Here is a 14201-nt window from a genome sequence, read left to right as displayed (position 1 = left end):
TTTGATATTAATTTATTACGAAAACGTTTGAGTATTTCACCGAATATAAATAAATTATTAAGCGAGTAGAAATTTGGATAAAGTTTCCTAGTTTTGAGGTCTTAAAATTTTTAATGGCTTCAGAAATTAAAAAAATCGCAGTTTTTACATCAGGAGGGGACTCACCTGGAATGAATGCAGCACTTCGTTCCGTTGTTCGTACCTGTGCATATTTGGGTAAGGAATGTGTTGGTATCTATAGAGGGTATCAAGGAATGATAGAGGGCGACTTTAAGCCCATGGATGCCCGTAGCGTAAACAATATAATAAACAAAGGGGGAACCATACTAAAATCGGCCCGTTGTGAGGAATTTAGAACTCCAGAGGGACGTAAAAAGGCCCACGAACAATTATTGAAGGAAGGTGTGGATGCCTTTGTGGTAATTGGTGGTAACGGTAGTTTTACAGGAGCCTTGAATTTCAATAGGGAATATAATTTTCCAGTGATAGGAATTCCAGGTACTATCGACAATGATATTATCGGTTCATCTTACACCATTGGTTTTGATACTGCCATTAATACGGTCGTGGATGCCATCGATAAAATTAGAGATACGGCAAGTTCGCACAATCGTTTGTTCTTTGTTGAGGTGATGGGTAGAGATGTAGGTCATATCGCCCTAAATGCAGGAGTTGGAGCGGGAGCAGAAGAGATTTTGATTCCAGAGCAAAACTTGGGACTTGAGCGATTGTTGGATTCCCTAAAAAGAAGTAAGGCTTCAGGGAAATCTTCCAGTATTGTAATTGTTGCCGAAGGTGACAAAACAGGGAAGAACGTCTTCCAATTAAAGGAATATGTTGAGGAGCATTTGCCAATTTACGATGTGCGTGTATCCGTATTGGGGCACATGCAACGTGGGGGTAACCCAACCTGTTTTGATAGGGTTTTAGCCAGTAGGATGGGAGTAAAGGCCGTAGAAAGTCTTCTTGAAGGAAAGTCAAACTTAATGGTGGGTGTAAGAGATACCAAATTGGTACTTGTACCGCTAGAAGAAGCTATAAAAGCACACACAGAAATTGACGAGGAACTCATAAGAGTTTCGGACATAATGACAACTTAATTGTTAACACTAAAAAAGTAAAAATGTCAAATTTGAAAATCGGAATCAACGGATTCGGTAGAATTGGAAGGTTGGTATTTAGAGCAACCGTAAAAAGAGGTGATGTAGATGTTGTGGCAATCAACGATTTGTTGGATGTGGAACACCTTGCATATCTATTAAAGTATGATTCGGTACACGGTAATTTTGAAGGTACTGTTGAAGTTAAGGATGGCCACTTGGTGGTAAATGGGAAAACCATCAGAATTACTGCTGAGCGTGACCCAAAAAGCTTGAAATGGGATGAAGTTGGTGCTGAAATCGTAGCCGAATGTACTGGTATTTTCACCACATTGGACATGGCACAATCACACATCGATGGTGGAGCCAAAAAAGTAGTTATCTCTGCACCATCTAAAGATGCTCCTATGTTTGTAATGGGAGTGAACCACAAAGATGTTAAGCCTAGCGATACAATTATTTCCAATGCATCTTGCACTACCAACTGTTTGGCACCTATTGCCAAAGTTCTTAACGATGAGTTCGGTATTGCAGAAGCTTTGATGACCACTGTTCACGCTACAACTGCTACTCAGTTGACTGTTGATGGTCCATCTAGAAAAGATTACAGAGGTGGTAGAAGTGCCCTTTTGAACATTATTCCAGCGGCTACAGGTGCTGCAAAAGCAGTAACCAAAGTAATTCCATCTTTGGAAGGTAAACTTACAGGTATGGCCTTTAGAGTACCAACTGCTGATGTTTCTGTAGTGGATTTGACCGTTAAATTGGAAAAAGAAACTTCTTACGAAGGAATTAAAGCTGCTATGAAAGCTGCTTCAGAAGGAGAGCTTGCAGGAGTTTTGGGATATACCGAAGAGTTGGTAGTTTCCCAAGATTTTGTAGGTGATGTTAGAACTTCCATCTTTGATGCCGATGCAGGTATCGAGTTGAACTCTAAATTCTTCAAAGTAGTATCTTGGTACGATAACGAAACAGGATACTCCAACAAATTGATTGAATTGGCTTTGCACGCAGCAAGCTTATAATTTAATTCTTACACATAATTTTTTCCTGAAGAGGGTTTGCGCCCTCTTCAGGTTTCTATACTAAACTCTCGACGTATGATTTTGATTGTGGATAGTGGCGCTACAAAATCCGATTGGATTGCCCTTGACGATAAAGGAAAGCAACTGTTTGTAACCCAAACTTTAGGCTTGAGCCCAGAAGTTTTGACCAAAGAAGTAATTGAAGACCGATTGGCCAACAACTTTGAACTTTCCAAAAACAAAGAACAAGTACGTCAACTTTATTTCTACGGGGCTGGTTGTGGCACCGATAGAATGAAAAAATTCTTAAAGGCTATTTTCAAGGATTTCTTTCCCAATGCCAAGGCAGAAGTTAGGGAAGATACCTACGCGGCCATTTATGCCACTACCAAAATTGGTAGACAGGGTATCGTTTGTATTTTGGGAACTGGTTCCAACTGTAGCTATTACGATGGCAACCAATTGATTCAAAAAGTAACTTCCTTGGGTTATATTTTGATGGATGATGGTAGTGGAAACTTCTTCGGTAGAAAACTGATACGGGATTACTACTTCCACAAAATGCCACAAGATCTTGGAATAAAATTTGCCAAGGAATACGACCTTGATGCAGATGTGATCAAAGATCATTTATACAAGCAACCCAACCCGAACACCTATTTGGCAACCTTTGCTCGTTTTATCATCGAGAACAAAGAGCACCCTTATTGCAAAGGTGTAATTGAAAAAGGGCTACAGCAGTTCGTGAACAACTACATTATGCAGTACGAACTCGCTACTAAAGTGCCGATCAGTTTTGTGGGAAGTATTGCCCATTTCCTTCAAGATGAATTGACCGCTTGTTTGGAGCGCAACGATTTAATCTTGGGTGTTATCCGTCGTAGACCTATTGAAGGTTTGGTGGAGTTTCACCAGGAAACTATTTAACGGCAATCATAGAAATTTCCACGTTCACAAATTTGGGAAGATTCGCAACCTCTACGGTTTCGCGAGCTGGAGCTGTTTTGGCATCAAAATAAGTGCCGTATACTTCATTGATTTGTGAAAACTGATGCATATCCGCAATAAAAATTGAGGTCTTGATGACATTTTCAAAGGTCATCCCAGCTTCATCCAAAATGGCTTTTAAATTTTCCATGGATTGTTGGGTTTCCTTTTTGATATCGCCCTCAACCAATTCCCCAGTTGCAGGATCAATTGGAATTTGACCAGAAATATATAAAGTGTCTTTTACCAATACTGCTTGGTTATACGGTCCAATAGGAGCAGGGGCATTTGGGGTATTGATTATTTTTTTCATTTGAATGAATTTAGCAGGTTTGAAGGTATAAAATTAAGACTAAAACCTTAACGCTGGGATCTACTTTCCCACTTAATATCGCTAAGAATGGAACTCTTGATCCCAATGAAGAAATACCAACGTTCGTAACGTCCAAAAGGTGTCCAATCGAAACTTAATCTAAAACTTCCCAAATCACGTTTAAAAGCAAAACGGGTATCGGCAAAACCTTTGTTCTTTAAGTCGTAACCAGAGTTAAAACCTACTTCCCATTTGGGGGATAATTGGATATTCCCAGAAAACATCAAAGAGTGATTGGTGATTTCTTGCTGACGATTGGTATTGTTATAAGTTGCGACATAGGTAAAACGCGCATCCCAGGGCAAGGAAGTTTTATAAATGGGGTTGTCCCGTTCCTCTTCATCATCTCCACCGCGACCTCCTTGACTTTGTCCACGAGTTGGAGTTCTAATATCGTCCATGGCAAACACATTGGTGCCATAGTCTGTATTTTGTTGGTCGTCTTTATCACCACCCTTTTTCTTTTCGCCACCTTTTTGGAACATTTCACTGTTCAAACTAAAACCTGTATTGATTCGAGCAGCGGTCAAACGGGCCAATCCACCACCATTGTTAACGTTTAGTGTATTAATTCGTCTGCCATTGTTGTCTACGGCATATGGGTCGAACGTCGCCGAAAAGTTGATGGGCACATTTTTAATGATTTGAGTGGCACCGCTCATGCTGATAGGACTCAATTTTAAGGAATCAGCTTCCAGGTTATAGCTGGCAGAAAAGGTAAGGTTGCTCAAAATACTCACCTTTTTAGGTTCGGTGGCAGTGGAATCCTTGTCCCTAACCTTGGCCTCCAAAGTGTTTTGGATAGAGAAGCTAAGGGAACTCCCCTTATTTAAAGAAGGACGTCCATAAATACTTGTTTCGTAGGGCGTGTATTGAACTTCTTCTCCATCAGCATCTAAATAACTGTCGTAAAACTGTTCAAACGAAGGAGTATACCCATAGCTAACGGATGGGCGAATCACGTGTCGCAGTGCTTGGATTTTTTTATCCTCACCGAAATTAAAAGTACCATACAAAGTGGTACCTATACTTGCTCCTAAATTGTAACGATTAAATCGGTCGAAGCCCGCAATCGTATCCGTTACCACTTCAGCCAAATCAGCATCATATTGCCTACGGATGGTCTCCAAAGTCCAAATATCTTCATAGCTACCACTTAAACTCACGCTTAAGTATTTGGCCATTTTAAAGTTGGTGGCAATGGGCAAGCGGTGTCTGGCTCCAATTCGGGCATCATCGAACATTCCGCTTTTAAAAAACTCTTCCTCTGTTGTGGTGATGCTGTTTTGGGCATTAACATCATATTGGAAGTTGATGTTGTCTATGATTCCTTTTTTAACCTCGTCACGCTTCACAAAAGGATAAATGCGTTCCATGCTGGCCTGAAAAGTAGGCAATGACATATTTATGGTCTGTGTCCTTGAGTTTTGGGTATGGCTTAAGGTTAAGCTTGCATTTACCGAAGGATATTCTGGAAAGGTCTTCGAATAACTTATAGATGATGCGAAGGTGTTGGTTTGCGCATTATTACGGTTCACTTGATTTAGCGAGTTGGTGTAATACTGGCTACTACCCAAGTTTACTGAGGCCGAGAAACGTGAATTGGGACTGGCTTTTGCATCTTGCGAATGGGAAATCCGTATGTTGTAATTACTGGTTCTGGAGTAGTCGTCAAACCCTTTTTGACTGGTCACCAAATTTTCGTAACTGAAATTAATATTCCCTTGAAATTTATAACGTTTGGAATACACGGATCTACCCTGAAAACCGTAACTACCGTTGGTGTAATAATCTCCCGTTAAACTTACATCTACATATTCACTGATGGGTAGATAGTATCCTCCATTTTGGATAAAATATCCTCTACGCGGGTCGTTACCAAAGGTGGGGAACAATATACCTGCCACCCTTCCCGTGGTAAGCGGAAAATAAGCAAAGGGGAGTGCTACTGGAGTGGGCACATCCACAATATACATGTTACTGTACCCTGCAATGATCTTCTTTTTAGGAACAAATTTCGCTTTCCGAACCCTGATGTAATAATCAGGATCAACGGTGTCTTTTGAGGTGGTCAGTTTACCTTCATAAAGGAAATAAACTGAGTCATTTTCCTTTTTCGTGATGTTGGCATACACCTTCATGGCATCACTGCCCAATTGCCCTAGCCCTGCTTGTTGTTCCGTTCTCGAATTCCAAATAAGGGCTTTTTGCGTATCAAAATTAAATCGGATGGAATCGGGTCTAACTTCGTTTTCACCTTGCTTAAAAAATGGTAATTGGGAATAGTTGCCCAACGAATCTTTGAGTCGCCCAGCGTACACCTCATTTTTAACATAATCCAAGATAATAACCCCTGCTTTAAGCTCTGTATCTTGGTAATAGATCTCAGCCTCATCGTACAAATAAATTTTGTTGTCTTTTTGGCTAAGTTTTACGTACTCCTTTGCTTTATATTGGATTTTATCCAACAACATCGCCTGTTTTTTGGGTACAGTGTCCGTTTCAACAGTATCGGTTTCTACCTGTTTGTTTAGGATGTTCGCTGGCATTATCGGAGCAACAAGGGTGTCGCCTACAGCTTTTATAGGTAAAGGTGTAATTGGATCTTCCTGAGCACTTAAGGTTGCTATGCCACAAAGAAGAACAAATAGGAAAAGTAAAAGATGTTTGTTTGCTTGCAACGTGATAAATCCTATTTTTGTGCTAGTCGGCCCAGTTTTTGAGGCCAAACTTACATATATTTTTTTGTTCTTTTAATTCGGTTACGATTATTTTAACCTATGTGGAACATATTAATTAATTAGTTCTTATGATCAAAAGTCCGTTAGTATTAGTAGTCCTCAACCTCACTCTTTTTATGATGACTTCTTACGGTGGCCCATTAAAGCATGAGCCTCCTAAAGACAAATTTGTAGTGGTTTTGGATGCCGGACACGGTGGTCATGACCCTGGAAACATTGGAAACGGTTATTTGGAAAAACAAATTTCCTTGGCCATTGTACTTAAAATTGGAGAAGAGTTAAAAAAGTATCCAGATATTAAAGTGGTGTACACCCGTGATGATGACACTTTTGTGGATTTATTCGCTAGGGGAGATATTGCCAATCAGGCTGATGCAGATTTGTTTGTTTCTGTGCATTGTAATGCCCATAACTCTGATGCGTACGGAACTGAGACCTACGTTTTGGGGCTTCATGCCAATCGTCAAAACTTTGAAGTGGCGAAAAAAGAGAACTCTGTAATTTATTTGGAAGATGATTACGAGCAGCGTTATGCTGAATACGATATCAATTCGCCCGAATCGGTTATTGGATTGACCATTATGCAAGAAGAGTTTTTGGACCAGAGTATTCAATTGGGAAAAAAGCTTCAGGATAATTTTACTTCTGGATTAAAAAGAAAAGATAGAAAGGTAAAGCAAGCAGGTTTTATTGTGCTTCATCAAACCTTCATGCCCAGTGTTTTGATAGAAGCTGGTTTTTTGACCAATAAAAATGAAGGCAGCTATCTAAACTCCAAAAAAGGTCAGAACGAAATGGGAAAGGCCATTGCGGATGCTGTTTTGGCCTATAAGGAAGAAATGGGATTTGTTTCTACACCAGTAGCAAATCAACCTAAACCAGAGGCGCCTAAACCAGTAGAAAAGGAAACCCCAAAACTTGAGGACACCCAAGTAGCGGTAAATATCCCGAAAGCCACTCCGAAAGAAGTTAAAACACCTGAAACTACTCCCGTAAAAGAGGAGCCAAAGGCGGCAGAGCCTATTAAACCAGAACCTAAGAATACAGGTGTGGTATTTAAAGTTCAGCTCTTGGCTACTGTAAAAACTATTCCTTTAAAAGGTGAGAACTTTAAAGGATTGGATGTGTTGTCCAAAGAGCCTTATAAAAATATGTACGGGTATATGTATGGTAACGCAGGTACATATGCTGAAGCTAAAGCTTTAAAAAAACAAGCAGATGCCGCAGGATATCCAACTTCCTATATTGTTGCCTACAAAAATGGAGTTAGGGTTCCTATAAAGGAAGCATTAAAGTAGTAGGGTGTGGTGTTGAAAATATTCCTAATTTTGTTTAAACCGTAAACCGAATCTTTTGAAACTATCCAGGGAAATTAAAACCGGGATTATCGTAGTCGCAGGTATTGCTGCCTTGATATTTGGCTTGAGCTACTTAAAATCCACTCCGCTTTTTGAAAATAACAAAACGTTTTACGCTGTTTATGACAATGTAGGAGGTCTACAACCTGGCACCCAGGTATCCATTAATGGATATAATGTGGGCAATGTAATGAGCATCAATTTTAAGGATAGTTCAGGAAAATTATTGGTCACTTTTACCGTAAGCAATGAATTTGAATTTTCTGGCAACAGTGTGGCGGAACTTTTTGATACAGGAATTATAGGAGGAAAAGGAATTCAAATTGTTCCAGTATTTGATGAGGCGCCTTTGGCCAAGTCAGGGGATACATTGCCTTCCAAAATAAAACCAGGGATTACCGAGTTGGTACAACAAAAGTTAACGCCTTTGCAAATAAAGGTTGAAGGAGCTGTATCTCAAGCGGATACCCTTTTGATGAACGTGAACCAAATCTTGGACGACCCTACCAAAAAGGAGTTGAAAGAGACCATTGTTTCTTTAAATGAGGTAGTAAAATCTTTTAAAGGAAGTGCAGATAATATTAGTTCGCTATTGGAGAATAATAAGGAACAATTGGATAGTTCATTGAAAAATGTGAACACCATTACTTCAAATTTCTCCAGATTGTCCGATTCCTTGGCTAATTCAGACCTATCAGGTACACTTGCCAATTTCCAAACCACGGTTAACCGTTTGAACGGAATTCTTGAAGCCATTGAAAATGGAGAGGGCTCTTTGGGTAAATTGCATAAGGATGATGCGCTTTACAATAATTTGGCCGAAGCTTCACGCGAATTGGATTTGTTGTTACAAGACTTTAGGTTGAATCCAAAGCGATACGTGAATGTATCCGTTTTCGGCAAAAAGCAAAAGGATTATACACTTCCTGAAAACGATCCTGCAGAAAACAATCCCGAGCAACAGGAAAATCCTACCGAACAAAAAGAAAATCAATAAATGGAATACGTACCCAATATCCTATTTGCCATAGCCCTTGTTTTGGGAATAGGTTTCTTCACCCGCAATGTGAAAAAACTGTCACGTAACATTAAATTGGGGAAAGATGTCGATGTTTCCGATAACAAATCCCAACGTTGGAAAAACATGGCAAAAATTGCTTTGGGTCAGACCAAAATGGTGGTGCGCCCAGTAGCAGGGATCCTACATATTTTAGTGTATGTTGGTTTTATCATCATCAATATAGAGGTGTTTGAAATCATCTTGGATGGACTTTTCGGTACCCATAGATTGTTTGCTTCCTTAGGTGGATTATACGACTTTTTAATAGGTTCATTTGAAATCTTGGCGCTTTTGGTGATTGTAGCCGTAGTGGTATTTTGGATCAGAAGAAACATTATTCGGATCCAAAGGTTCATCAAACCAGAAATGAAAGGGTGGCCCAAACAGGACGGGAACATGATTTTGTACATCGAATTTGTATTGATGACCTTGTTCTTGACCATGAACGCGGCCGATTTTCAATTACAGCAATTGGGAGCCGAGCATTATGCACAAGCAGGTGCTTTTCCCGTGAGTCAATTTATTGTTCCCTTGCTGGAAGGACTATCTGAGTCTTCGTTGATTTTGGTAGAACGTACGGCATGGTGGTTACACATTTTGGGCATTTTAGCCTTTTTGAACTACCTCTATTATTCCAAGCACTTACATATCCTATTAGCTTTCCCAAATACCTATTACGGAAAAATAAAGCCTCAGGGACAATTCAATAATTTGGCCGCTGTCACCAAGGAAGTGAAGTTAATGATGGACCCAGGTGCTGACCCTTTTGCGGCCCCTGCAGAGAATGAAGCAGAGGGAGAGCCAGAAAAATTCGGAGCTTCGGATGTGATGGATTTAAATTGGGTACAACTGCTCAATGCTTACACCTGCACCGAATGTGGTAGATGTACTTCGGAATGTCCTGCGAACCAAACAGGGAAAAAGCTGTCACCAAGAAAAATTATGATGGATACCCGCGACCGTTTGGAAGAAGTGGGTAAAAATATGGATGCCAATAAAGGGGAATTTGTTCCCGATGGCAAACAATTGTTGGACGATTACATCAGCAGAGAAGAACTTTGGGCCTGTACTACTTGTAACGCCTGTGTGCAAGCTTGTCCAGTAAGCATAGATCCATTGTCCATTATTGTTGAAATGCGCAGGTATTTGGTGATGGAGCAATCCGCCGCACCAACCGAATTGAACAATATGATGTCCAATATAGAAAACAACGGTGCCCCTTGGCCTTACAACCAAATGGACCGTTTAAATTGGGTAAACGAATAATTCTACAAGTATGAGTGAGCAATTGATAGTAAAGACCATGGAGGAATTTATGGCCGAAGGCAAACAGCCAGAAATATTGTTCTGGGTGGGCTCTGCTGGTAGTTATGATGATCGTGCCAAAAAGATTTCAAGAGCATTTGTAAAGTTGTTGAACAAAGCCAATGTAGATTTCGCGGTTTTGGGACCTGAAGAAAGCTCAACGGGCGATGTGGCCAAAAGGGCGGGGAACGAGTTTTTGTTTCAAATGCAGGCCATGATGAACATTGAACTGTTGAATGGCTATGAAATAAAACGAATTGTTACCTGCGACCCACATTCTTTCAATACCCTGAAAAATGAATACCCAGAGTTGGGAGGTAATTACGAAGTACTCCATCATACCCAATACTTAAAAGAATTGTTGGACAACGGACGCTTGACCATCGAGGGAAAGGAATACAAAGGTAAGCGCATTACTTTCCATGATCCTTGTTATTTAGGAAGAGCCAATTCCGTTTTTGAAGCGCCGAGAGAGGTATTGTCCAAAACCAATGCAGAATTGGTGGAAATGAAACGCCACAAGAAAACAGCCTTGTGCTGTGGAGCTGGTGGCGCCCAAATGTTCAAAGAGCCTGAAAAAGGGGATATGGACATAAATGTATTACGAACGAAAGATGCTTTGGAAACCCAACCCAACATCATTGCAACAGGGTGTCCTTATTGCAATACCATGATGACGGATGGCATCAAAGCCCATGAAAAAGAAGAAAGTGTTTCGGTTATGGATTTAGCCGAACTTTTAGCAAACTCTATTTAGTATGTTATCAGATTTTAAAGACCTACCAGGTCACTCAAGAATATGGATTTACCAATCCAACCGCAGTTTTACGGATGCCGAATTGGCGGAAATTGAAGCAAGCGTTACCGAATTTTTAAAACAATGGACTGCCCATGGAAGTGATCTGCAGGCAGGATTCGAAATTCGATACAAAAGATTTATTGTGATCGGACTTGATCAGACCAACGCCAGTGCCTCAGGTTGCTCCATTGATGCTTCTGTTCATTTTATCCAAAGTTTGGAACAACATTTTGGTGTTGAATTATTGGACCGCATGAACGTTTCCTATAAGCAGGGTGAGTATATCGCCTACAAACCGCTCAAAGATTTTAAGAAAATGGGAAAAGACAAAGCGGTTTCAGGAAATACCATTGTGTTCAACAATTTGGTGGCTACTAAACAAGAGTATTTGGAAAGCTGGGAAGTTCCCGCCAGTGAAAGTTGGCATTCCCGATTTGTATAGCCCAGAGCTTATTTAACTTAAAATCTGTGCATTCCTCGATGAAATGCAATATTTTTATGCGTATAAAGTTCATGTCTTAGGCAAGATATTTATGCAAAAACACCTCTACTTTCCCTTATTACTTTTATTCTGTTTACAAACCTTTGGTCAGCAAAACCCGTTGATAACCAATGATTCATTGGCTCAAATGGCTTGGGTTGAAACTCAGTACAACAACATGTCGTTGGAAGAACGGGTAGGTCAATTGTTTATGGTTATGGTTGCCTCCAGTCAGGAGAAATCAGCTACCGATAAGATCAAAGACTTAATAAGTGAAGAACAAATTGGAGGGGTGATATTTTCCACAGGAGGTCCAGTTCGTCAAGCTCAACTTACGAATGCATACCAATCCCAGTCCAAAGTGCCTTTGTTAATAGGAATTGATGGGGAATGGGGCATGGCCATGCGCTTGGATTCTACTTACGCTTTTCCTTGGAATATGACCTTAGGGGCAATTCAGGATAGTTCTTTGGTTGAAAAAGTAGGCTTCCAAATTGGAAAACATGCTAAAAGATTGGGGGTGCATATCAATTTTGCACCAGATTTGGATGTAAACAACAATCCCAGAAACCCGATTATTGGGAACCGTTCCTTTGGCGAAGACCCCAATAATGTTGCTCAAAAAGGAATCGCATTTCTGCAGGGAATGGAAAAAGCTGGGGTACTTTCAAGTGGCAAGCACTTTCCAGGACATGGAGATACGGCAACAGATTCCCATCATTCATTACCAGTTATAGAAGGTTTTCGAGAGGAATTGGATTCCATTGAATTGTATCCATTTAAACAAGCAGTTCAAAAAGGATTGAGCTCTGTGATGGTAGCTCATTTATCCGTGCCAGAGTTAGAATCGAGAGAGGGACATCCGTCCAGTCTTTCCAAAAATATCATTACCAATTTGCTTCAAAATGAATTGAGCTTCGAAGGATTGGTAATTACCGATGCATTAAATATGAAGGCAGTTTCTGAGTTTGCTCCCGAAGGTGAAGTGGAACTGGAGGCTTTTTTAGCTGGAAATGATTTGTTGTTGATGCCTGTGAATGTGGTTAAGGCCAAGGAAAAAATGATGGAAGCCTACAATTCGGGAAGAGTTACCGAAGAACGCCTTTCCTACTCCGTGAAGAAAATACTGATGGCAAAATACAAGGCAGGTTTGTATAATTATCAGCCTGTGAAGTTGGAAAATCTGTATGAAGATTTAAACAGCATCGAAAACGATGTGCTTTACGAGCAGGCCATTGAGGGGGCGATTACCGTTGCTAAGAACAATTTTTCGTTAATGCCCATCAGAAAGTTGGAAAACAAGAAAATTGCCTATGTGGAGTTTGGGGATGACTCTGGAGCTGAATTTTTAGCGACACTTAATAAATACAATAAGGTAACGCATATTAAAGCCAAGGATATTGCTGAATACCGTCAAATTTTGGCGGATTACAATTTGGTTATTATTGGTTTTCATAAAAATAATGACAGCCCGTGGAAAGGCTATAAATTTTCCAAACAGGAACTTTTTTGGATAGAGGAAATTTCTCGTTTACGCACCAGTAATACCATTCTAACCGTTTTTGCAAAGCCTTACGCGCTTTTGGATATGGTCAATTTTGATACCATGGATGGCGTGGTGGTTGCCTATCAAAATAGTAAAATAGCCCAAGAAAAAGCTGCTGAAGTTATTTTTGGAGCCATTGGCACCAGTGGTAAATTGCCAGTTTCTGCTCATCCTGAATTTCCTGTTGGAACTGGAATGGACCTTGAACCCATTCAGCGGTTAGGTTATAGTATTCCAGAAAGGGTTGGGATGGACTCAGGAATGTTGGCCGAAGTGGATACTTTGGTGCAAGATGGATTGGATTCACTCATGTATCCTGGTGCACAAGTGTTGATCGCTCGAAAAGGAAAGGTGATCTACAATAAAAGTTTTGGAAAGCCCACTTACGAATCTGATGAATTTATCAATGATGAGTCCATTTATGATTTAGCATCGTTGACGAAAATACTTTCCACCTTGCCAATGCTTATGAAAATGGAAGAGGAGGGCAAAATAGCCTTGAATGATACTTTTAAAGACCTCATTCCTGCCTATGCAGAAACGGACTTGAAGGATGTGACAGTTCTTAAAGCGTTATCACATTATGGTCGTTTACCCTCGTGGATTGCGTTTTATATTGATACCTTGACCAAGGATAGAAAACCTTCGCCAGAGTTTTATCGAAACAATCCATCTGAGGCATTTCCGTATAAGGTGGCTGAACAATTGTATCTGACTCGATCCTATAAGGATTCTATTTACAACAGGATAGGTAGACAGAGTTTAAAGTCAAATCGGTACCGATACAGTGATGTGGGATACTATGTATTCAAAGAATATATTGAAAAAACATACCAGCGACCTATTGATGAGTTGGTAGATGAATTTTTCTACAAACCCATGGGGCTTCAACGGACTACATTCAACCCCTTGAAAAAATTTCCAAAGGAGGCGATAGTTCCAACAGAAGAGGACGACTATTATCGATATCAAACCGTGCAAGGTTATGTTCACGATATGGGAGCGGCCATGCAAGGTGGAGTAGGTGGCCATGCAGGACTTTTTAGTACTGCCAATGAGGTCGCAAAGATTATGCAGATGTATTTACAGGATGGGTATTATGGGGGCGAACGCTTTTTGGAAGAGCGAACTGTTCGCAAGTTCAATACCTGTTATTTCTGTAATAAGAATGTGCGAAGGGGAGTGGGTTTTGATAAACCGCAATTGGAAGACAGCGGTCCAACATGTGGTTGTGTATCCCGAAAGAGTTTTGGACATAGTGGTTTTACAGGAACTTATACTTGGGCAGACCCAGATTCAGAGATTGTGTATGTGTTTATATCCAATAGAACCTATCCTTCGGCAACCAATAATTTGCTGATTAAGTCTGGATTGCGAACACGCATCCAGCAGGCTATTTATGATTCTATTATAAATTAGGCATAAA

11 protein-coding genes are annotated in these 14201 nt (G+C 40.3%); 9 read left to right on the top strand and 2 right to left on the bottom strand.

Annotation, left to right across the window (positions count from 1 at the left end):
* The first annotated feature begins 113 nt into the window (after positions 1–113).
* From pfkA to BLQ18_RS15410, 3 genes are all read left to right on the top strand, one after another.
* Positions 114–1100, top strand: coding sequence for a 6-phosphofructokinase (gene pfkA, locus BLQ18_RS15420; protein WP_090298720.1), 987 nt, complete (start codon positions 114–116; stop codon positions 1098–1100).
* Between the two features lie 23 nt (positions 1101–1123).
* Positions 1124–2125: a type I glyceraldehyde-3-phosphate dehydrogenase gene (gene gap / locus BLQ18_RS15415; protein ID WP_090298717.1), complete on the top strand. Its 1002-nt coding sequence runs from the start codon at positions 1124–1126 to the stop codon at positions 2123–2125.
* 75 nt (positions 2126–2200) lie between these two features.
* Entirely contained in the window at positions 2201–3052 is an 852-nt protein-coding gene (locus BLQ18_RS15410) for an N-acetylglucosamine kinase (RefSeq protein ID WP_090298715.1), read from the top strand.
* On the opposite strand, the gene BLQ18_RS15405 is transcribed toward BLQ18_RS15410, so the two are convergent.
* Positions 3045–3425, bottom strand: coding sequence for a RidA family protein (locus BLQ18_RS15405; protein ID WP_090298711.1), 381 nt, complete (start codon positions 3423–3425; stop codon positions 3045–3047). The genes BLQ18_RS15410 and BLQ18_RS15405 overlap by 8 nt on opposite strands.
* A gap of 47 nt (positions 3426–3472) precedes the next feature.
* The gene (locus BLQ18_RS15400) at positions 3473–6166 is read right to left on the bottom strand and encodes a putative LPS assembly protein LptD (RefSeq protein WP_090298708.1); all 2694 of its coding nucleotides are present in this window, start codon (positions 6164–6166) and stop codon (positions 3473–3475) included.
* 176 nt (positions 6167–6342) lie between these two features.
* Here BLQ18_RS15400 and BLQ18_RS15395 point away from each other — a divergent pair, with 176 nt between their 5' ends.
* From BLQ18_RS15395 to BLQ18_RS15370, 6 genes are all read left to right on the top strand, one after another.
* Positions 6343–7524: an N-acetylmuramoyl-L-alanine amidase gene (locus tag BLQ18_RS15395; protein ID WP_245668159.1), complete on the top strand. Its 1182-nt coding sequence runs from the start codon at positions 6343–6345 to the stop codon at positions 7522–7524.
* Positions 7525–7579: 55 nt separating this feature from the next.
* Positions 7580–8581: an MlaD family protein gene (locus BLQ18_RS15390; protein WP_090298701.1), complete on the top strand. Its 1002-nt coding sequence runs from the start codon at positions 7580–7582 to the stop codon at positions 8579–8581.
* Complete coding sequence (locus BLQ18_RS15385) at positions 8582–9910, top strand: 4Fe-4S dicluster domain-containing protein (RefSeq protein ID WP_090298698.1); 1329 nt, start codon at positions 8582–8584, stop codon at positions 9908–9910.
* Between the two features lie 10 nt (positions 9911–9920).
* Entirely contained in the window at positions 9921–10706 is a 786-nt protein-coding gene (locus BLQ18_RS15380; RefSeq protein WP_090298695.1) for a (Fe-S)-binding protein, read from the top strand.
* 1 nt (position 10707) lies between these two features.
* Positions 10708–11190, top strand: coding sequence for an ABC transporter ATPase (locus BLQ18_RS15375; RefSeq protein WP_090298692.1), 483 nt, complete (start codon positions 10708–10710; stop codon positions 11188–11190).
* 91 nt (positions 11191–11281) lie between these two features.
* Positions 11282–14194 carry a glycoside hydrolase family 3 N-terminal domain-containing protein gene (locus BLQ18_RS15370; protein WP_090298689.1) on the top strand — a complete coding sequence of 971 codons (2913 nt, stop codon included), beginning with the start codon at positions 11282–11284 and terminating at the stop codon, positions 14192–14194.
* Positions 14195–14201 lie beyond the last annotated feature (7 nt).

The organism is Flagellimonas zhangzhouensis (assembly GCF_900102925.1).
GTDB lineage: Bacteria > Bacteroidota > Bacteroidia > Flavobacteriales > Flavobacteriaceae > Flagellimonas > Flagellimonas zhangzhouensis.
This window is presented reverse-complemented; position numbering and strand designations above follow the sequence as displayed.

Coding starts and splice junctions, on each gene's coding strand:
- gap (WP_090298717.1), top strand. CDS start 1,124: ATGTCAAATTTGAAAATCGGAATCAACGGATTCGGTAGAATTGGAAGG.
- pfkA (WP_090298720.1), top strand. CDS start 114: ATGGCTTCAGAAATTAAAAAAATCGCAGTTTTTACATCAGGAGGGGAC.
- BLQ18_RS15410 (WP_090298715.1), top strand. CDS start 2,201: ATGATTTTGATTGTGGATAGTGGCGCTACAAAATCCGATTGGATTGCC.
- BLQ18_RS15380 (WP_090298695.1), top strand. CDS start 9,921: ATGAGTGAGCAATTGATAGTAAAGACCATGGAGGAATTTATGGCCGAA.
- BLQ18_RS15385 (WP_090298698.1), top strand. CDS start 8,582: ATGGAATACGTACCCAATATCCTATTTGCCATAGCCCTTGTTTTGGGA.
- BLQ18_RS15395 (WP_245668159.1), top strand. CDS start 6,343: ATGATGACTTCTTACGGTGGCCCATTAAAGCATGAGCCTCCTAAAGAC.
- BLQ18_RS15375 (WP_090298692.1), top strand. CDS start 10,708: ATGTTATCAGATTTTAAAGACCTACCAGGTCACTCAAGAATATGGATT.
- BLQ18_RS15405 (WP_090298711.1), bottom strand. CDS start 3,425: ATGAAAAAAATAATCAATACCCCAAATGCCCCTGCTCCTATTGGACCG.
- BLQ18_RS15370 (WP_090298689.1), top strand. CDS start 11,282: ATGCAAAAACACCTCTACTTTCCCTTATTACTTTTATTCTGTTTACAA.